The organism is Caballeronia humi (genome assembly GCF_001544475.1).
Taxonomy (GTDB): domain Bacteria; phylum Pseudomonadota; class Gammaproteobacteria; order Burkholderiales; family Burkholderiaceae; genus Caballeronia; species Caballeronia humi.
This window is the reverse complement of the sequence record NZ_FCNW02000010.1, coordinates 26,458-45,867: the sequence shown is the minus strand read 5'-3', so window position 1 is coordinate 45,867 and position 19,410 is coordinate 26,458. Positions and strand designations below refer to the sequence as shown.

The window sequence follows — 19,410 nt, the reverse complement described above, 5'->3', positions numbered from 1 at the left end:
TCCATGAACATGGTCACCAGTGGTGTCAGCCACCTGAACGCAAACGCGGTCGACGAGAAGACTGCGGCGCCGGTCGAGCGCGGCCCGGTGCCCGGCAGCTTCAAGCCGACGCACAGCGCAAAACCCGCCGATTCGATGAAGCCGAAGATCGAAGTCAACGATCTCAACTTCTTCTACGGCAAGTATCACGCGCTGAAGAACATCAACCTGCGCATTCCCGAGAAGAAGGTGACGGCGTTCATCGGCCCGTCGGGATGCGGCAAGTCCACGCTCCTGCGCACGTTCAACAAGATGTACGCGCTCTATCCGGAGCAGCGCGCCGAAGGCGAGATCCTGATGGACGGCGAGAACCTGCTGGACACGCGCCGCGACATTTCGCTGCTTCGCGCGCGCGTCGGCATGGTGTTCCAGAAGCCGACGCCGTTTCCGATGTCGATCTACGACAACATCGCGTTCGGCGTAAAGATGTTCGAGCAACTGTCGCGTTCGGAGATGGACGATCGCGTCGAATGGGCGCTGACGAAGGCCGCGCTCTGGAACGAAGTGAAGGACAAGCTGCAGCAAAGCGGCTATGGATTGTCGGGCGGGCAGCAGCAGCGCCTGTGCATCGCGCGCGGCATCGCGATCCGGCCCGAAGTGCTGTTGCTCGACGAACCGTGCTCCGCGCTCGATCCTATTTCGACGGGCCGCATCGAAGAACTGATCGCCGAACTGAAGAACGACTACACGGTCGTGATCGTCACGCACAACATGCAACAGGCGGCGCGCTGCTCGGACTACACTGCATATATGTACCTCGGCGAGCTGATCGAATTCGGAGACACCGAAAAGATCTTCATCAAGCCCGGCCGCAAGGAAACGGAAGACTACATTACCGGGCGGTTCGGCTAAGCCGCCGGAGAGAGAACGGGATTACAGGAGCAATACATGTCCGATAAACATCTGTCGAGCCAGTTCGATGCCGATCTCAACGCGGTATCGTCGAAAGTGCTGGAAATGGGCGGGCTCGTCGAGTCGCAGATCATCCACGCGATGCAGGCGCTCAACACGTTCGACATTGCCGTCGCCGACCAGGTGATCGCGGCCGAAGTGCGATTGAACACGATGGAAGTCGAGATCGACGAGGAGTGCAGCAACATCATCGCGCGCCGGCAGCCCGCCGCGCGCGACCTGCGCCTCCTGATGGCGATCTCGAAGACGATCACGAACCTCGAACGCGCCGGCGACGAAGCCGAGAAGATCGCGAAGCGCGTGAAGCGCATCAGCGAAGACGGCGCGGGCCGTACGGTGAACATCGCGGAGATCAAGCTCTCGGGCGAGATGGCGGTAACGATCCTGCGCCGTGCGCTCGATGCGTTCGCGCGCCTCGACACCGTCGCGGCCGCGCAGATCGTGCGCGACGACAAGGCGATCGACGAGGAATTCCGCGCGTTCGTCCGGAAGCTCATCACGTACATGATGGAAGACCCGCGCACGATTTCGGCGGGGCTCGACTATCTGTTCATCGCGAAGGCGGTCGAGCGGATCGGCGACCATGCGAAGAACATCGCCGAGTTCATCATCTACATCGTGAAGGGAACCGACGTGCGCCATGTGTCGCGCGACCAGCTCGAACGCGAAGCGCTCAGCTAATTTCACTTCAAGCAAAAAGGTCACAGAGGTGCCGATGCCCAGCAGTATCCTCGTCATCGAAGACGAACCCGCGATTTCCGAACTGATCTCGGTGAATCTGCAACACGCGGGACATTGCCCGATCCGCGCCTACAACGCGGAGCAGGCGCAGAACCTGATCAGCGATGTCCTGCCCGATCTCGTGCTGCTCGACTGGATGCTGCCGGGCAAGTCCGGCATCACGTTCGCTCGCGAGTTGCGCAACAACGAGCGCACGAAGCACATTCCGATCATCATGCTGACCGCGCGCGGCGACGAGCAGGACAAGGTGCTCGGCCTCGAAATCGGCGCCGACGACTACGTCACGAAACCCTTCTCGCCGAAGGAACTGATGGCGCGCATCAAGGCGGTGCTGCGCCGCCGGGCGCCGCAGTTGACGGAAGACGTGGTTGCGATCAACGGCTTGCGCCTCGATCCGGCGACGCATCGCGTGGCCGCGAGCCACTCGGGCAACGATATCAAGCTCGATCTCGGCCCGACCGAATTCCGGCTATTGCATTTCTTCATGACGCATCCGGAGCGTGTACATAGCCGCACGCAACTGCTGGATCAGGTGTGGGGCGATCACGTGTTCGTGGAGGAGCGGACCGTCGACGTGCATATCAAGCGCCTGCGCGCCGCGCTCAAGCCGGCGGGCTGCGATGCTATGATCGAAACAGTGCGTGGCAGCGGCTACCGGCTTGCCCGGAGCGCCTGACCCGCCGCCGGTCCCCACTCCTTCTTTCGCCGATCCATGAACATCATCTGGACGCGTTCGATCGTGTCCCTGGCGCTGCTCGCGGCGCTGAGTGCGCTCATCGGCGCTTTCCTCGGCGTGCGCGTGGCGCTCGCGTTCGCGGTCGTCGTGCTCGTCGTGCAGAGCTTCATCAGCACGTTTCATACGCAGCGTCTGTGGCGTCTGCTCGATGCGCCCGTCTACGGCGAAGTGCCGAGCGCGCTTGGCATCTGGGGCGAAATCTATTACCGGCTGCACAAGCTCGCGAAGCGCTGGCACGCGCAGGTGCGTCAGGTCGAGCAGCAGCATTCGCGCTTCATCCAGGCGATCCAGGCATCGCCGAACGGCGTCGCCATGCTCGACGACCGTGATCAGATCGAGTGGTGCAACGCGATCGCCGAGACGCACTTCGGGCTCGATGCGAAGCGCGATCTGCGCCAGCATGTGACGCATCTCGTGCGTCAGCCGGAGTTCGTGCGTTATCTGAACTCGCACCATTACGAAGAGATGCTCGTGATGCGCGGGATGGGCGTGCGGCGGCACTACACGCTATCGGTGCAGGTGTTTCCTTATGGCGAGAATCGCAAGCTGATTCTGACGCAGGACATTACCGAGCTTGAGCGCACCGATTCAATGCGGCGTGATTTCGTCGCGAATGTATCGCACGAACTGAAGACGCCGCTGACGGTGCTGTCGGGCTTTCTGGAAACGATGCGCGAGTTGCCGCTCGATGAAGCGGATCGCGCGCGTTACCTCGAAATGATGGACCAGCAGGCTTCGCGGATGCAGAACATCGTGCGCGATCTGCTCGTGCTCGCAAATCTCGAAGGCGATATGCGTCCGCCCAGCGATGATCTGCTCGATATGCGCGCGGTCCTGCGTCATCTCGAAGATGATGCCAACAATCTTTCGGGCGGGCGGCACCGGATTACGTTTAACGCTGATGAGGCGTTGACGGTCGCAGGCGCGGAGACGGAGATCGTGAGTGCGCTCGGGAATCTCGTCACCAATGCGATTCGCTATACGCCAGACGGCGGGACGATCGATGTCGTCTGGCAGCGAGTGAAGGATCGCGCAGTGTTCTCGGTGCGGGACAGCGGGCTGGGCATTCCTGCGGAGCATATTCCGCGCTTGACCGAGCGGTTTTATCGCGTGGATCGCAGCCGCTCACGCGACACGGGCGGCACGGGACTGGGGCTTGCCATCGTCAAGCATGTGCTGCAGCGGCATCATGCCGAGCTTGACGTCAAAAGCGAGGAAGGACGGGGAAGTACGTTCATCGTGCGCTTTCCCGCTGCGCGCACTGCTTTGAGGAAATCGATAGCGGTTTGAATTCCGCTGGCGCTTCTTAAAAATAGCGCCAGCACCTTCAAGAACAAAACTTGGCGAGCAGCCCCAACTGCGCATTGCGCATCGATTTCCCCGGCCGGCGGCGCTTGTAATGTCCATCGCTCTGCATGAGCCATGCCGCCTGATTGTCACCGAGAAACACCGATAATCCTTCGGCAATCACGCGCCGCTTGAGCCGACGATCACGCACCGGAAACGCCACTTCGACACGCCGGAAGAAGTTGCGATCCATCCAGTCCGCGCTCGACAGATAAACGTCCTCTCGCCCATTCGCATAAAAATAGAAGATCCGATGATGCTCGAGAAACCGCCCGACGATCGATCGCACGGTGATGTTTTCCGATAGATCTTCAACGCCGGGCTTCAAGGAACACACTCCGCGCACGATCAAATCGATCTTCACCCCCGCCTGCGACGCCTCGTAAAGCGCGGCAATTACCGAAGGCTCCAGCAAGGCATTCATCTTTGCCACGATGCGCGCCTTGCGCCCGGCCCGCGCATGATCGGCCTCGGCGCGAATGCCATCGATCAGCCGCGCGTGCAGCGTAAACGGCGACTGCCAGATCTGGTGCAGCGCGATCTCCCCGCCGATGCCCGTCAGTTGCTGGAACACGTGATGCACGTCCTCGCATAGCTCCTGGTCGGACGTCATCATGCCAAAGTCGGTATAAAGACGCGCCGTGCGCGGATGATAGTTCCCCGTGCCCAGATGCACATAGCGCTTCAACACCATCTTCCCGCCGACCGACACGCGCCGCACGATCAGCATCATCTTCGCGTGGCACTTGTGGCCGACCACGCCGTACACCACGTGCGCGCCCACCGCTTCGAGCTGCGCGGCCCAGTTGATGTTCGTCTCCTCATCGAAGCGCGCGAGCAACTCGACGACCACCGTCACTTCCTTGCCGTTGCGCGCGGCCTGCATGAGCGCGTCCATCAATGGGGAGTCAGTGCCGGTGCGATAGATCGTCTGCTTGATCGCGACGACCTGCGGGTCCTTCGCCGCCTGCAGCAACAACTCGAGCACCGGCTGAAAACTCTCGTACGGATGATGCAGCAGGATGTCGCCCTGATCGATCGCATCGAAGAGATTCGCGGCGCTCGCGATCGTCTTCGGGATCGCCGGAATGTGCGGCACGAACTTCAGGTCCGGCCGGTCCACCATCTCGGGCAACTGCATCAACCGCACGAGATTCACAGGCCCGTTCACGCGATAGCAGTCGCGCTCGTTCAACTGGCTCTCGTCGAGCAGGCGCCGGATCATGTGCGGCGGCGTCTCCGCCGACACTTCCAGCCGTACCGCATTGCCCAGATGCCGCGCGGGCAATTCGCCCTGCAACGCGACGCGCAGATTCGTGATTTCGTCTTCGTCGACGAACAGTTCGCTATTGCGCGTGATGCGAAACTGGTTGCAGCTTCGCACGTTCAGATGCGGAAACAGCTCGGCGACGAAGTGCTGCATCAGCGAACTCAGCAGCACGAAGCCGTGTGGATACCCCGACAGCGCCTCGGGCATCCGCACGAGGCGAGGCAACGCACGCGGCGCTTGCACGATGCCCATCATCGCCTGACGGCCGAACGCGTCCTTGCCCTCCAGCTCGACGACGAAGTTCAGGCTCTTGTTCAACACGCGCGGAAACGGATGCGCGGGGTCGAGCCCGATCGGCGTCAGGACGGGCAGCAGTTCATCCTGGAAGTAAGCGCGCGCCCAGGCGGTCTGCTGCTGCGACCAGCCGTCGGCGCCATGAAAGAAGATGCCTTCGCTTTCGAGCGCGGGCAGCACGATTTCGTGCAGCATCGCGTATTGCTGGCGCACGAGCCGGTGCGTGCGCTCGACGACGAGGTCGTACACGTGCTGCAGCGACATGCCGTCGGGCGAAAGCGAGCCGGGGTTGTCGCGCATCTGTTCCTGCAGGCCTGCCATGCGGACTTCGAAGAACTCGTCGAGATTGCTGCTGGTGATGCAGATGAAACGGAGCCGCTCGAGAAGAGGGACGGCGGTGTCGGCGGCTTGCGCGAGCACGCGCTCGTTGAATCCCAGTATGCCCAGTTCGCGGTTGAAAAGCGGATAGCGTATGGACATCGGCGAGGAGCGGTGGGGGTCGATCGGGAGGGCAAACGGAGGCTCGGATACTCTCACAGTAAGATTAAATTTTCGTGACAGTTCCAGTGTCACAAATTCTACGCAGATTGGGAATAGCGTCGCGAGAGGAGCGGCCGCGTAGCGGTGCGGCCGGGCGCGCTTGCTTTAGAATTGGTGCGGCGCCGCGATGCGGTTTTTTGCGGTCCCTTTCTTACGAATCCTGGACAACCGATGGTCACTCACCCGCATCTTCTCGCCGCCGTAGACCTGGGTTCGAACAGCTTCCGGCTGATCGTCGGGCGCGTCGAGGAAACCGACGCCGGCAGCCAGATCTATCAGGTCGATGCGCTGCGCGAGCCGGTGCGCCTGGGCGCGGGCCTGTCGCGCGACAAATATCTCGACCGCGCGTCGCAACTGCGTGGCTGGGATGCGCTCAAGCGCTTCGGCGAACGGTTGCGCGATTTTCATCCGGACCACGTGCGCGCCGTCGCAACCAATACGCTGCGCGTTGCAAAAAACGCGAACGAATTCATCGCCGAGGCGGAAAGCGCGCTCGGCTTCCCGATCGAAGTGATCGCGGGCCGCGAGGAAGCGCGGCTCATCTATGCGGGCGCCGCGCATTCCGTGCCTGCGAGCGCGGGCAAGCGCCTCGTGGTGGACATCGGCGGCGGCTCGACGGAATTCATCATCGGCTCGCATTACACGCCGATCCACATGGAAAGCCTCTACATCGGCTGCGTGAGCCACAGCCGGCAGTTTTTCGCGGCGGGCAACGTCGACGAATACACGATGCGCCAGGCCGAACTCGCCGCCAAGCGCGAAATCCAGATCATTTCGAGCGAATACAAGCACACGGGCTGGGACCAGGCGATCGGTTCGTCGGGAACGGCGCGCGCGCTGGCGGAACTCGTCGAGGCGAACGGTTTCAACGATCCGCACATCACGCATGGCATCTCGCGCGGCGGCCTGGAGCGCCTGAAACGCGCCTTGATCAAGGCGGAGAACGTGAACCGGCTGAAACTCATCGCGCTGAAGCCGGACCGCATTCCTGTCTTGGCGGGCGGTTTGTCGATCATGCTCGGCGTGTTCGAGGAGCTGGGCATCGATTACGTCGATACGACGGACGGCGCGCTGCGTCTCGGCGTGCTCTACGACCTGCTCGGGCGCTCGCAGCATCAGGACATGCGCACGGTGACGGTGGAGGGCTTCAAGCGGCGCTATGCCGTCGATGCCGCGCAGTCCGATCGCATCGCCGAACTGGCGATCAGCTTCTACGATCAGCTCGACGAACCCGACGACGAGCGCCGCGAGGAGAACCGCATGTTCCTCGCGTGGTCGGCGGCGCTGCACGAGATCGGGCTGTCGATCGCGCACAGCGCGTATCACAAGCACTCGGCGTATATCGCGAGTCACGCGGACATGCCCGGCTTCTCGCGCACCGATCAGGCGCGGCTCGCGGCGCTCGTGCTCGGCCACGCGGGCAAACTCGGCAAGCTCGCGCACGCACGCGATGTCGACTGGACGCTGCTGTTTTGTCTGCGGCTCGCGGCGCTGTTGTGCCGCCGCCGCACCGATGCCGGCTTGCCGGCCATTCGCGTGAAGCAGGCGGGCAGCGGCTTCGACGTGCGCCTGCCGAACGACTGGGTCGCCAACAATCCGCTCACCGATTACAGCCTCGTGCAGGAAGCGGCGGAGTGGGAGAAGATCGGGCGGCCGTATCGGGTTGTCTATACGGACGATTGAGCGGGATCGATGGAATCGAAAGCCCTGCCGCGTGCGAGCGCGGCAGGGCTTTTTATCGCCCATCAGCTCATGAAGTGGCGCGCGTAGCGAGCGTTGATGTCGGACAGGCGGAACAGCGTGAGGAAATCGGCCGTGTTGAAATCCGGGTCCCACGCGGGCGCGCCGCAAATCTTGGCACCGAGCCGCAAATAGCCCTTCACCAGCGGCGGCGGGCTCACCTCGGCGCCGGTGCGCAATTCCTCGACCGGCAGCGGCGTATGCGGGAACGCGCGGTATTCGGGGGCGGTCAGCGAATCGCCTTGCAGCGAGCAATAGAGGTTTGCCGCGTAATGCCCGCCATCGATCATGCCGACGCTCGCGCAGCCGAGCATCGTCTCGTAGCCGTTCTGCTTCATGTAGGCGGCGAGCCCGCCCCACAGCGACATGATGACGGCGCCGTTGCGATAGTCGGGATGCACACACGAGCGGCCCACTTCCACGAGCTTCGGCCGCAAGTGCGCAAGACGCGACACGTCGAATTCGCTTTCCGCATAGAGCCGCCCGATGCGCGCCGCCTGATGCGGCGGCAAAACGCGATACGTGCCGACCACTCTGAGCGTTTCGAGATCGCGCACGAGCAGGTGATCGCAGAAGGCGTCGAATCGATCGACGTCGAGGCCGGCCGGGCCTGACAGGCGCGCGCCCATTTCGTCGGAGAACACGCGATAGCGCAGGCGTTGCGCCTCGCGCAGTTCGCCCTCGGAGCGGGCCCACGCGACTTGCAGACGATGCTGTCCGGTAACCGTTTCCGCCGCGCGCGGAAGACGGCGGCGCGAGTCGTGCAGAAGCGTCGGGCGCGCTTTGGATGATGAATCTTGCATTGGCGTTCCTCGGTGGGATTCTCTTGAATCCCCGCCAATGTAGTAATCGCGCGTGACGCTCGCATGGCGTGCACGTGACGCTTCGATGAAATGGCTACAGGAGGTCCGGATTCGTCACGGCGCGCAGGACGATCTGGTCGACGCCGCGCGCGCGTTGCTGGAACCACCAGATGCCGGCCTTCTTTACGGACCACTCCGCTTCCTGCCCGCTAAGGAGCAACGCGGCGACGCGGCCGATCGTCGGCTGATGGCCGACCACGATGACCGTCTCCGCGATGCCCTCGGGCCAGCCCGCGGCATCGAGTACGGCCTGCGCGCTCTTGCCGGGCGCGAGTTGCTCGACCACGCGATAGCGGTCGCCGAACGCCTCGGCGGTCTGGATCGTGCGCGTCGCGGGGCTGACGATGAAGACGGCGTCATCGTCGATGCGCGCCTTGAGCCACTTCGCGACCGCCTGCGCCTGCTTGCGTCCGCGCGGCGTGAGTTGCCGCACGAGATCGCTTGCGGCGTGGTCTTCGGCTTCGGCGTGGCGCCAGAGAATGAGGTTCATCGAGTGTCTCCGTGAGTTCGAATTGCGTTCGACAATACTTCGACCGTGGGTTGCATCGCGCGTGCCAATTCCTTCGACACTTTTCATTGCGCGTGGTGCGGGAAAACGCTATCATCTGCGGCTTGTCGGAGCGTAGCGCAGCCTGGTAGCGCATCTGATTTGGGATCAGAGGGTCGAAGGTTCGAATCCTTTCGCTCCGACCACCGTACATGAAGGGGTTACAAGTTTCGGCTTGCAACCCCTTTGTCTTTTCAGGCCGACTTCCGGACATCCCATGCCGCGTATCGTTTTCATTGCTGCCCTCGCGCTCACGCTCGCCGCTTGCGCCGATTCATCGTCGACTCAGAAGCACAAGCCGCCGCAGGACCCGCCAGACTATAAGGGCGTTCCCACGGATACGCGCCCGCCGGCCATGCTGAATGCGCCGGAGCAGTCGAAGTAAGCGGTTTTTTTGATCTTGTAGCGCCGCAAAAGGCGAAGCCCCGACGCGGGCACATCGGGGCTTCTGACCCGCACTAACTGTTCGCGCAGAGAATGAGCGGGCTGAAAACGATCATAGTAGCGAGGGCGGCGCGGGGTTGTATGCGCTTGTATCGGAGCGTAACGAGTTGATAGCAGCACAGTGAATCGCGTTCAAGGCGTGCCGCGTAAAAAATGCCCTGTAACCGCGAGCGACATCCCGTATCAGCGAAATTATTGCCGCGCCGTTATGATCGGAGCATTCGTCGTCTTAGCTTCGATCATGATTCTGCTGTGGATTTGCCTCGCCGTTTGTCCCGTCGCAATCGCGTTGCTCATCGCGTTCGCGGCGCATATCGATCCGCTATCAGGCCGCTGGCGCTCCGCGCGCTGGCGCGCAAGACGCGCGCCGAACGCATCCGTCATTGCTTGCAGCGAATCACCATCGAGCGGTTCTTGATGTTCGCGCCGAAAATCCCGCCTACCGTTCCGCCTGTGGTCGCGCCCCCGTCGGTGTCCTTCGACACGACTTCGTAGCCGTACGCGCCGCACGTCTCGCCTGCCTTTTTGTAACACTCCGCCCAGCTCGTGCTCGCATCGCCGCCGCTGCAGTTGATGGCGAAACCGGTATCGCCCGAGGGCAGGTAGGTCATCGTCGACGTATTCGCGCAGCCGCCGAGCGCCGCGACGGCGCCCAGCGCCGCAAGGCACGCAGCTCGGTTCATCATCTTCATCAATTCTTTCCTCATGACTTCAGTGTTAGCGCGGCGGCAGGTAGCGCGACGGATCGGTTGAACGGCCCAGATAGCGCAGCTCGAAATGCAGCATCACGCGATTCGAGTCCGTATCGCCCATTTCCGCGATTTGCTGCCCCTGCGTGACCGTCTGGCCTTCCTTCACCAGGAGCGCGCGGTTGTGCGCGTAGGCGGTCAGGTATTCCGAATCGTGCTTGACGATCAGCATGTTGCCGTAGCCGCGCAGGCCGTTGCCCGCGTAGACGACCGTGCCGCCCGCCGCCGCGACGATCTTCGTGCCCGGCGCATTGCCGATGTCGATGCCCTTCGACGTCTTGCCGTCGAAACCGCGGATCAAATCGCCCTGCGCCGGCCAGATCAGCGAGACGGCGGGCGCCTTCGCGGGCGCGGGATCGGGCGCGGTGTCACGATTCGCCGATGCAGCAGGAGCCGGCGCCGTCCGCAATCCGCCGGTCGATGCGGCTGCCGTGCCCGCGGGGGGCGCGACGCGCAAAACCTGTCCGACTTCGATCGAATCGGCGTTCGGCAGGCTGTTCCAGCGCGTGATGTTCTGCACCGAGGTCCGGTTCGCCCGCGCGATCTTCGAAACCGTGTCGCCCTGTTCCACGCGATAGAAACCCGGCCCGACCGGCGCCGAGCCGCAAGCGGCGAGCACTGCGGCCAGCGAGGCGCAGAGGAGCCGTCGAATTCTTGTTGCCAACTTTAAACCTCGCGAAGCGCCGCCACGTGCAAAGGTGCGCGGCGGTCCAAACATCGGATTTTAACGTCATCGACTATCCGGACGCGAAAAGCCGGCGCGCCGCGTTCAGTCGAGGGGCGATACGGAGAGCCTGAGCGACGCCGCTTCCGTCTTCCCCGGCGCGAGCCAGCGCAGGCCGCGCCCGTTGTGGATCGCGTCCGGCAGGCCGATCCACGGCTCGACGCAGTAGAAATCCGAGGTATCCGCTTCGGTCCAGGTGGTCACCGCGTACCACGGCACCGAGTCCGGCTGGTCCAGCTCGAAGCTCACCACGCGCCTCAGCCCCGGCATGAAGACCCGCACCGGCTGGTCGGACGGGCCCGTAAAGCAATGAAACCGGTCGACGATGCCCGGATCGTCGAGCGTGTAGCGCGGCGCGCCCGGCTGCGCCTCGCTGATCGAGCCGTCGTCGAGCTGATGACGGCGCTCCGTGCGTGGCAGTTCCACGCTGCTGATCGCGCGCTGATCGTGCGGCAAGTGGAAGTAGAAATGATGGCCCGCGTAGTACGGCAGCGCGATTTCGCCCGGATTCGATGTGGTCAGTTCGACTTCGAGCGTCGTGGCATCGACGAGCCGGTAGGCTGCCTCGAAGCGGAACGCGAACGGATATCCCGCGCGGGTCGCGTCGCCATCGACGAGCGTCATGCGCAGGCCGTGGCCGTCCGCGTCCTTCGTGCAGGTGAAGGGCAGGTTGCGGGCGAAGCCGTGCGTCGGCAGCGCGTGGATCTTGCCGTCGGGATCGCGCCACCTGCCGATCTCGCCGTCGACGAAATGGCGGCCCAGAAACGGAAAGAGCAGCGGATTGCCGCCGCGGATTTTCGCGAACTGCGACCAGTCGGGCGACGCCGGCCAGTGGATTACCGGCTCGCCGCCGACCTGCCACGTCATGAGCCGGCCACCCGCGCTGGGCGCAAGCGAGATCGAGGCGCCGTCGCGCGTGATGTCGGTGATGTCTACGTCGGATGACATGATGGGGCGCTCCGGGAGGCGTATTGACGGCGGGGTGGTGGCAACAGACTCGCAGATTCTGCCCTGCTTTTTGGTACGGGGAAACCCTTTGGGGGAAATCGCGACTGACGCCCGCGCGCGCGATGTGTTGTTATTCAACCCTGTGTTGGCAACCAGACAGAGCGAGGAGAAGGAATGGATTTGGCGATGACAATGGCTCTGGCGATGTTCGGTCTCTTCGGCGCGAGCACACTGGTTTTCCTCTATAAGCTGTGACGCGCGAAATCGTCGCTCGGCGCGGCTGAAAGCGCGCCCACGCTTTCGATTTCATTCGTTCTTGCTTACCTCGATATTTGTTTGGCCGACGTTTGACTGTCGGTTCATCCCGCTTGCCTTAAACGCTTGGCGCCCGATTTCGCCACCGGCATAATCGGTCCGGTTTCGCGCGCCGTGCCGTTTCAAATCCCCTCGTAACGTCAATCCGGTCGAACTCCCGCAGTCCCGATCGATGGCAAACGCACGACGCGTCCTCCCCGTAACGATAAAAGGATCGACGCGTGACTTTGTGGTTTCTGGTTTTTCTTAGCGTCCTGCAGGGCGTGACCGAGCTGTTTCCGGTCAGCAGCCTTGGACATACGCTGCTCGTGCCCGGCCTGATGGGCATGCATATCGACAAGCACGCGCCGCAATTGCTGCCGTTCCTGGTCGCGCTGCATCTCGGCACCGCGTTCGCGCTCCTCTGGTATTTCCGGCGGCGCTGGATCGAGCTGATCGGCGGGTGGTTCACTTCGCTCGGCGGCCGGCGCAACGAGCACGGCCACATGATGTGGGCGCTGATCATCGGCACGATTCCGACGGGCATCGTCGGCTTGCTGCTCGAAAAGCGGCTGGAAGCGATTTTTCACGACCTGCGGATCGTTGCGGCGGCGCTGATGGTGAACGGCGTGCTGCTGTGGTTCGGCGACCGTCTGCAACGCACCCGCGCGACCCGCACGCCGGAAAGCCTCACGTTCAAGCAGGCGTTTCTGGTGGGTCTCGCGCAGATCGGCGCGCTCGTGCCCGGTTTTTCGCGTAGCGGGCTGACGATGATCGCGGGCGTCGGCGCGGGGCTCACGGCCGAGAAGGCGGCGGAGTTTTCGTTCCTCCTGGGCACACCGATCATTTTCGCGGCGGGCGTGCTGGAGTTGCCGAAGCTCTTCCACGCGCCCGGCCAACTGGGCGATGCGCTGCTCGGCGGGGTGCTGACCGGCATCGCGGCTTATCTGAGCATCCGCTTCCTGATGCACTACTTCGAGGGGCGCGGACGGCTGGCGTCGTTCGGCGTGTATTGCGTGATCGCGGGGGCGCTGTGCCTCGGCTGGTTCATGCTGCATCCGCAACCGGTTTGATCGTCATCTCGATGGCGCTCCGGCGCCGTCGATGAGGTAAAATCCTCGCTCTCTTGCGACGCGGCAGTAGCTCAGCTGGATAGAGCATCGGCCTTCTAAGCCGAGGGGCGGGGGTTCGAGTCCCTCCTGCCGTGCCAGAGACTTCTTCAAGCTTCTTCCAACGCTGTAGTCCGCGTCACCTTCTCCGCATTTCCCCGCATCGCCCGCTCGTAGCTGCGCGGCGCAAACACCAAGGTCAATCCGGTCATCGCGACGACGCTCGTCGCGAGCATGGTCCACGACAGCGAAAAACCGCCCGTCACGTCGCGCACGATGCCCGCGACGATCGGCGCCACCGCCGCGATCACGAACCCCACGCCCTGCACGAATGCGACGAGCCGCGCGGCGAGCCTCGGGTCGTCGGTGTGATCGAGCGTGAGGACGAGCGTCAGCGCGAACACGCCGCCAAGCCCGCCGCCCAGCAACGCGACGATGACGATGGGCGCCGCCATCGGCGCGACGAGCAGTGCGGCGAAGCCCGCCAGTTGCGCGACGAGGCCTGCAGCAAGCCACGGCCGGCGGTCGCGAAAGCGCGCGGCGGCCATCGGCAGCAGCAACGCCGACGATGCCTGGAACACCGTCATGATCGCGAGCAGCGCGCCGCTTGCCGTCACGCTGCGCCCGAGCTGCTGGTAGTAAGCCGGCAGCCACGCGACGAGGCACGTGTAGCCGCCGTTCACCAGCCCGAAGTAGACGCCGAGCGCCCACGCGCGGCGGTTGAGAAAGAGCGTCGGGTGGCTGCCAGCCGCGCCGGAACGCTGCGTCGCGTGTACGCTCTGACCGCGCGTCAGCAAGCGCCACGACACGAGCGCGACCAGCGCGGGCAGCGCCCAAACCGCGAGCCCTGCGTGCCACGAGAAGCGGGCGGCGACGCCCGGCGTGATGCTCGCGCCGAGTCCGCCGCCCGCCATGATCGATGCCGAATAGAGGCCCATCGCGAACGGCAGGCGCGCGGCAAAGCGCGTCTTCATGACGCCCGGCAACAGCGCCTGAATCACCGCGACGCCCACGCCCGCGACCGCCGCGCTCGCGATCAACACGCTGCCGCTGTCGATGAATAGCCGCGACCCGCACGCGATCACAATCGCGACGAGCCCCGCCGCCACGCCGCGCGCCTCGCCAACGAGCCGCGCGAGCGCGCTCGCACCGAACGCGCAGACGCCCATCGCGACGACCGGCAGCCCGGTGAGCAGCGACGCGTCATGAAATGTGAGCCCGGTCGATTCGAGGATCACGCCGGCGAGCGGGCTGATCGACGTGAGGAGCGGCCGCAGGTTGAGCCCGATCGCGACGATAACGACGAGCCACGCAAGATTGGAGCGTGATTTCATCGCACGAAATCCGCTGCGATGACGACGCCGTTCGCCATCACGAGGCGGCGCGCCGGCCGCGACGTGATCGCGTGCGCGACGGTCTCGGCATCGACGAGCACGAGGTCCGCACGCGCGCCGGGCGCAAGGCCATATCGATCGAAATCGCAGCCGCGCGCGCCTTCGGTCGTGACGCAGGCGAGGGCGGTCGCGAGGTCGTCGTCGCGGCGCAGGTCGTAGCGCATTGCGATCAGCATTGCGCGTTCGAGCATGTCGGGCGAGCCGTAGGGCGTCCACGCGTCGCGGATGCCGTCGTTGCCGCCGAAGAGCGTGACGCCCGCCGCTTGCGCCGCGCGCAGCGGCGGAACGGGCGTGGAGGCGGGCGCGGTCGTCAGGAGCGCCACGCCCGCGCGCGCGATTCGTTCGAGCAGCGCGTCGCGTTTCGGCGCGGCCAGTTCGCCAAGACAGAACGCGTGGCTCACGACGACGCGCCCGCCGAATCCATGCGCCTCGACGCGATCGAGCAGCAGGGCGAACGTGAACGCGCCGAGTTCGCCGGGCTCGTGCAGATGAATGTCGATCGGCTTCTGGTGTTTCGTCGCGAGCGCGAAGGTGATGTCGAGCGACGCGGCCGGATCGCCGTCGATCGCGGCGGGATCGAGCGCGCCTAGCACGTCGGCGCCGGCTGCGAGCGCGGCGTCGAGCAATTCGGGCGTGCCCGGACGGCCGGTCACGCCCGACTGCGGGAACGCGACGATCTGCATGTCGAGCACGTCTTTCAGCGCATCGCGCGTGGCGAGGACGCCGTCGAGATGCCGCAGGCCCGCGTCGGTATCGATGTCGACGTGCGTGCGCAGACGCGTCGTGCCCGCGCGCAGGAACGCGAGCGCGAGCGCACGGGAGGCGCGCGCCGCGTCGTGGCCGCTCGCCGCGCGCCAGCGCCGCTCGTTCTCGATGCGATCGACGAGACGCGGTCCCACTTCGTTGCGATACCACGGCATGCCCCACGTGGTCTTGTCGAGATGCGTGTGGCCTTCGACGAAACCCGGCAAGAGCAGCGCGCCCTCGCCATCGATGACGGTGTCGCCGCTCGCCGGCGGCGCGCTCCCATGCGGCGCGAGCGCGGCAATCGTGCCGTCGATCACCTGCACGTCGACCGATGCCGCGCCGAGCGGCCGCACGTTTCTGATCCAGACAGACGATTTCATATGATGCAATCCCTCGGTGTTTGGTTGACCATTCTAGCTAATTTTGGTTAACCATCGACGAGAGAGTAACTCAGCCGATACAATGAGAACCGTCCAAATACGGCGTATAACAAGCGCTTTTACTCCTCCATGTCCTCGCCCGAGCAGCTTCCCATCGACGAACGCATTCACGCCGCGCTCACTTCAGCGCTGCTTCAGGGCAAGCTTGCGCCGGGCGCGCAACTCGTCGAACGCGATCTTGCCGCCGCGTTCGACTGCACGCGCGGCACGATCCGCAAGGTGCTGGCGCGGCTCGGCTTCGAGGGAAAAGTCGTGCTGGAGGCGAATCGCGGGGCGTTCGTGCCTTCACCATCGGAAGGCGATATCCGCGCGGTGTATCGCGCACGGCAACTGGTGGAGGCGGGGATCGTCGTGACGCTGTGCGGCGCGCTCACCGGGCAGCAAAAGCGCCGTCTGCGAGCGCATGTGAAAAGCGAGGAGCGGGCGTCGAAGGCCGGTAAGGTCGAGGATTGCGTGCGGCTCGCTGGCCAGTTTCACCTGCTGCTCGTGGAACTGGCCGGCGCGCCGGAACTGCATGCTTTCTTCGCGCAACTCGTCGCGAAGACTGAGCTTTACAAGGCGCTCTTCGATCCATCTAAGGCGTCTATCTGCGCATCGGACGATCACACGCAACTCATCGAAGCGCTCGAATCAGGCGATTCCGACGCCGCGCTCGCCTCCATGCGCGAGCATTTGAAGGAACTGGAAGAGCGCGTCGTCGCGCGGGCGAGCGCGCGCGGCGGCGCGGATCTCGTGTCGCTCTTCAGCGGCGCCTGAACGTCAGGCTTAATTCGCCGTCGCCGTCCGCGCAGGCGTGTCGTCACGCCAGACGTTGTCCTTCACCACGACCTGCTTCGGAATCAGCTTCGCCTGATAGAACGCATCGGCGACGGTCTGCTGCGTCGCGATGATCCTGTCGTCGATCGGCGTGGCGGCGTACGGCACGCGGCGCACCCATTTCTCGACCGTCGCCGTATCCAGCCCGACCTTCGGCGCGAGCAGCGCGGCGGTCTCGGCCGGATGCGCGCCGACCCACAGCCCGCCCGCCCGCAACTGCTCGATCAGAGCGCGCACCGCCTGCGGATTGTTCTGCGCGAATCCGCGCGTCGCTTCGTAGAAGTTGAATGGTTTCGGCAGGCCCGCGTAGTCGGCGAGCGTGCGCACTTTCAACGCCTGCTGCGCCGACGCGTAGTACGGGTCCCACACGATCCACGCATCGACGTCGCTGCTTTCGAACGCGGCGCGCGCATCGGCGGGCGGCAGGTAGACGGGCTTGATGTCGTCGAACTTGAGACCCGCCTTCTTCAGCACCTGGAGCAGCAGGAAATTGGAACTCGATCCCTTCTGCAACGCGATCCGCTTGCCCTTCAGGTCGGCAAGCGAGCGCACGGGAGAATCGGCCTTGACGAAGATCGCCTCGTTGCTCTCGGCACCCGGCTCCGCGCCGACATAAACGAAGTTCACGCCCGCGGCCTGCGCGAAGACGGGCGGCGGCGCACCGGTATAACCGAAGTCGACGCTGCCGCTATTGAGCGCTTCGAGCAGTTGCGGCCCGGCGGGGAACTCGAACCACGACACGCTGTAGCCGAGCGGCTTGAGCTTCTGCTCGATCGTGCCCTGCGCCTTGAGAATCGCCAGCAGCCCGGCCTTCTGGTAACCGATGCGGACCTGCTTGTTCTCGGCGAGCGCCGACGTGGAAGAGGCGGCGAACGCGACGAGCGCTGCCGCCGAAAGAATCTGGCGAAGAGTGTGTTTCATGACGACCGTTATGTTCGATGGAAAGACGTGATTCCGTCGAACATAACGGCGCGTAAGCTTCGCGTCGACCAAGCGATCGAGCGAAGCTTTTCACGCGGCGCGTAATATCGAAAGTGACTACTGCGAGAAGTCGAGCGCGTTCGTCAGGTCGCCCATCGGCTTGCCGCCGTTGGCGACGAGCGCGGCATCGCGTGCGGCGAGACCGGGCAGCGTCGGCAGCGAGAAGCGATGCGTGATGAGGCGCAGGATCGAAGTCGTGTCGTATTGCGTGTGATCGACGAAACCCTTCTTCGCGTACGGCGAAATCACGAGCGCCGGAATGCGCGAGCCCGGACCCCAGCGATCGCCCTTCGGCGGGCCGACGTGATCCCAGAAGCCGCCGTTTTCATCGTAGGTTACGACGACGACCATGTTCTTCCACTGCGGGCTCTTCTGCAGATGCGCGATCAGATCGGCGATGTGCGCGTCGCCCGAAGCGACATCCGTGTAACCCGCGTGTTCGTTCAGGTTGCCCTGCGGCTTGTAGAACGCCACTTGCGGTAGCGTGCCGGCATTGATCGCCGCGATGAACCCGGCGCCGTCGGTGCCGCCGTCGAGCAGATGCTGCGCGCGGTTCGCCGTACCCGGCGCGAGATCGGCGAAGTAGTTGAACGGCTGGTGATGCGTCTGGAAGTTCGGCACCGAATTCGTCGAGCCGTAGATCTTCGTCGGATCGGTGAGTGCCGCGCCCCACGAGCCGCCGTACCACGCCCACGACACACCCGCGTTGTTCAGCAAGTCGCCGATGTGTTGCTGCGTTTGCGGCGGCAGCGTCGTCGCCACTGAAGGATCGGCATACGCGGGATCGCCGCCCGTTGCCGCCTTGTTGCCGCTCGGCTGATACGGCGGCTGCATCGTGTTGATCGCGAAGAAGTCGGGCGTGAGGTTGCCGGAATTCACGAACTTCGGGATGCCGGCAAGCGCCGACGCGGGCGAGTTCGACGCGACTTTCAGCGAGACGCCATCGGTATCGACGGCGGAAATCGAGCTGGCCGCCGGGCTCTTGTCCGCGTTCGGGTAGACCGGCGTGCACGCGCACGCGAGCCACTGGTGATTCAGGAACGAGCCGCCGAACGCGCCCATGAAGAAGTTGTCGGCGAGCGTGTATTGCTGCGCGATCTTGTAGAGCGGCAGCTTGTCGGCGTTCGTGTTGTAGTGGCCCATCACGAGGCCGCCCGAATCAGCCCACGCGGCGAACTTGTCGTTCTTGCCGCCGTCGATCTGCATCTGGTTCTCGTAGAAGCGGTGATACAGGTCGCGCGTCGTGACCGAGAGCGTCGTATTGAAACCGGCGGGATCGTCGATCGCGAATGGTCCGTTCGGCAGGTTGACCGTCATCGCCTCGGTGACGGCCGGCGTGATGCCCTTCGCCGTCAGTCCGCCCCAGACAGCGGGCAGGGTGGCGAGCACGCTGCCGTTGCGGTCGAGCTGCTGGTAGTTTGCCGTCGCGACGTTCTGCAGGCCGTTCGCGCCGGGGAAATTGCCGTACAGGTTGTCGAAGCTGCGGTTCTCCGCATAGATCACGACGACGTTCTTCACCGACGACAGATCCGCATGCGTGCTGCCATTGCCGCCGCACGCGTAGAGGCCGAATGCGAGCAGCGCCGCGAGGGGCGTTGCGCACACGAGTTTCTTGTTCATTGAATGGTCTCTGATGTTGGGGAGCCGGCGCTCGCCGGAGCGCGCGGAAGCGCTGCCGTACGTGGCCGGCGCGCAAGTGTCGCAAGCGCGTTTGACGTGGCCGTGTAATAACGCT

18 protein-coding genes and 2 tRNA genes are annotated in these 19,410 nt (G+C 64.2%); 10 read left to right on the top strand and 10 right to left on the bottom strand.

Annotated features, from left to right (window positions below):
- Positions 1-9 precede the first annotated feature (9 nt).
- From pstB to phoR, 4 genes are read left to right on the top strand one after another with little or no spacing between them, the layout of a single operon-like run.
- Positions 10-891 (top strand): phosphate ABC transporter ATP-binding protein PstB, encoded by an 882-nt coding sequence (gene pstB, locus AWB65_RS12500; protein WP_374729745.1) that lies wholly within the window; start codon positions 10-12, stop codon positions 889-891.
- 36 nt (positions 892-927) lie between these two features.
- Positions 928-1,632 (top strand): phosphate signaling complex protein PhoU, encoded by a 705-nt coding sequence (gene phoU / locus AWB65_RS12495; protein WP_087655643.1) that lies wholly within the window; start codon positions 928-930, stop codon positions 1,630-1,632.
- A 34-nt stretch (positions 1,633-1,666) separates the two neighbouring features.
- A complete protein-coding gene (gene phoB, locus AWB65_RS12490; RefSeq protein WP_087642761.1) occupies positions 1,667-2,368 on the top strand; it encodes a phosphate regulon transcriptional regulator PhoB in 702 nt (233 codons plus the stop codon).
- A 36-nt stretch (positions 2,369-2,404) separates the two neighbouring features.
- Positions 2,405-3,718, top strand: coding sequence for a phosphate regulon sensor histidine kinase PhoR (gene phoR, locus AWB65_RS12485; protein ID WP_087667470.1), 1,314 nt, complete (start codon positions 2,405-2,407; stop codon positions 3,716-3,718).
- Positions 3,719-3,755: 37 nt separating this feature from the next.
- Here the strand turns inward: phoR and ppk1 are convergent, their stop codons facing one another.
- Positions 3,756-5,819, bottom strand: a complete 2,064-nt coding sequence (gene ppk1 / locus AWB65_RS12480; protein ID WP_087667469.1) for a polyphosphate kinase 1 — start codon at positions 5,817-5,819, stop codon at positions 3,756-3,758.
- A gap of 231 nt (positions 5,820-6,050) precedes the next feature.
- Here ppk1 and ppx point away from each other — a divergent pair, with 231 nt between their 5' ends.
- Entirely contained in the window at positions 6,051-7,562 is a 1,512-nt protein-coding gene (ppx, locus tag AWB65_RS12475) for an exopolyphosphatase (RefSeq protein WP_087667468.1), read from the top strand.
- Positions 7,563-7,624: 62 nt separating this feature from the next.
- Here ppx and AWB65_RS12470 read toward each other — a convergent pair whose 3' ends face one another.
- Positions 7,625-8,422, bottom strand: coding sequence for a GNAT family N-acetyltransferase (locus tag AWB65_RS12470; protein WP_087667467.1), 798 nt, complete (start codon positions 8,420-8,422; stop codon positions 7,625-7,627).
- 94 nt (positions 8,423-8,516) lie between these two features.
- Complete coding sequence (locus AWB65_RS12465) at positions 8,517-8,972, bottom strand: SixA phosphatase family protein (protein ID WP_087667466.1); 456 nt, start codon at positions 8,970-8,972, stop codon at positions 8,517-8,519.
- 126 nt (positions 8,973-9,098) lie between these two features.
- Here AWB65_RS12465 and AWB65_RS12460 point away from each other — a divergent pair.
- Both AWB65_RS12460 and AWB65_RS36330 read left to right on the top strand, forming a co-directional pair.
- Positions 9,099-9,175, top strand: a tRNA-Pro gene (locus AWB65_RS12460).
- Positions 9,176-9,246: 71 nt separating this feature from the next.
- Positions 9,247-9,414, top strand: coding sequence for a hypothetical protein (locus AWB65_RS36330; protein WP_159907622.1), 168 nt, complete (start codon positions 9,247-9,249; stop codon positions 9,412-9,414).
- Positions 9,415-9,853: 439 nt separating this feature from the next.
- Here AWB65_RS36330 and AWB65_RS12450 read toward each other — a convergent pair whose 3' ends face one another.
- From AWB65_RS12450 to AWB65_RS12440, 3 genes are all read right to left on the bottom strand, one after another.
- Positions 9,854-10,156, bottom strand: coding sequence for a hypothetical protein (locus tag AWB65_RS12450; protein WP_200821715.1), 303 nt, complete (start codon positions 10,154-10,156; stop codon positions 9,854-9,856).
- Positions 10,157-10,190: 34 nt separating this feature from the next.
- On the bottom strand, positions 10,191-10,886 hold the full coding sequence (locus tag AWB65_RS12445; protein ID WP_235007609.1) for a peptidoglycan DD-metalloendopeptidase family protein: 696 nt from the start codon (positions 10,884-10,886) through the stop codon (positions 10,191-10,193).
- Positions 10,887-10,991: 105 nt separating this feature from the next.
- Positions 10,992-11,894 (bottom strand): aldose epimerase family protein, encoded by a 903-nt coding sequence (locus tag AWB65_RS12440; RefSeq protein ID WP_087667462.1) that lies wholly within the window; start codon positions 11,892-11,894, stop codon positions 10,992-10,994.
- A 536-nt stretch (positions 11,895-12,430) separates the two neighbouring features.
- On the opposite strand from AWB65_RS12440, the gene AWB65_RS12435 reads away from it, so the two are divergent.
- Positions 12,431-13,261, top strand: coding sequence for an undecaprenyl-diphosphate phosphatase (locus AWB65_RS12435; protein WP_087667461.1), 831 nt, complete (start codon positions 12,431-12,433; stop codon positions 13,259-13,261).
- A gap of 60 nt (positions 13,262-13,321) precedes the next feature.
- Positions 13,322-13,398 (top strand) — tRNA-Arg (locus AWB65_RS12430).
- 9 nt (positions 13,399-13,407) lie between these two features.
- Here AWB65_RS12430 and AWB65_RS12425 read toward each other — a convergent pair.
- Together AWB65_RS12425 and AWB65_RS12420 are read right to left on the bottom strand one after the other, a co-directional pair.
- Positions 13,408-14,631, bottom strand: a complete 1,224-nt coding sequence (locus AWB65_RS12425; protein WP_087667460.1) for a cyanate transporter — start codon at positions 14,629-14,631, stop codon at positions 13,408-13,410.
- On the bottom strand, positions 14,628-15,818 hold the full coding sequence (locus tag AWB65_RS12420) for an amidohydrolase family protein (RefSeq protein WP_087667459.1): 1,191 nt from the start codon (positions 15,816-15,818) through the stop codon (positions 14,628-14,630). The genes AWB65_RS12425 and AWB65_RS12420 overlap by 4 nt, the downstream gene beginning before the upstream one ends.
- Positions 15,819-15,947: 129 nt before the next feature.
- On the opposite strand from AWB65_RS12420, the gene AWB65_RS12415 reads away from it, so the two are divergent.
- Positions 15,948-16,634, top strand: a complete 687-nt coding sequence (locus AWB65_RS12415) for a GntR family transcriptional regulator (protein WP_087667458.1) — start codon at positions 15,948-15,950, stop codon at positions 16,632-16,634.
- Positions 16,635-16,643: 9 nt separating this feature from the next.
- Here AWB65_RS12415 and AWB65_RS12410 read toward each other — a convergent pair whose 3' ends face one another.
- Both AWB65_RS12410 and AWB65_RS12405 read right to left on the bottom strand, forming a co-directional pair.
- Positions 16,644-17,615: a sulfonate ABC transporter substrate-binding protein gene (locus AWB65_RS12410; protein WP_087667457.1), complete on the bottom strand. Its 972-nt coding sequence runs from the start codon at positions 17,613-17,615 to the stop codon at positions 16,644-16,646.
- Positions 17,616-17,732: 117 nt separating this feature from the next.
- Positions 17,733-19,295 (bottom strand): acid phosphatase, encoded by a 1,563-nt coding sequence (locus AWB65_RS12405; protein WP_087667456.1) that lies wholly within the window; start codon positions 19,293-19,295, stop codon positions 17,733-17,735.
- Positions 19,296-19,410: the final 115 nt, after the last annotated feature.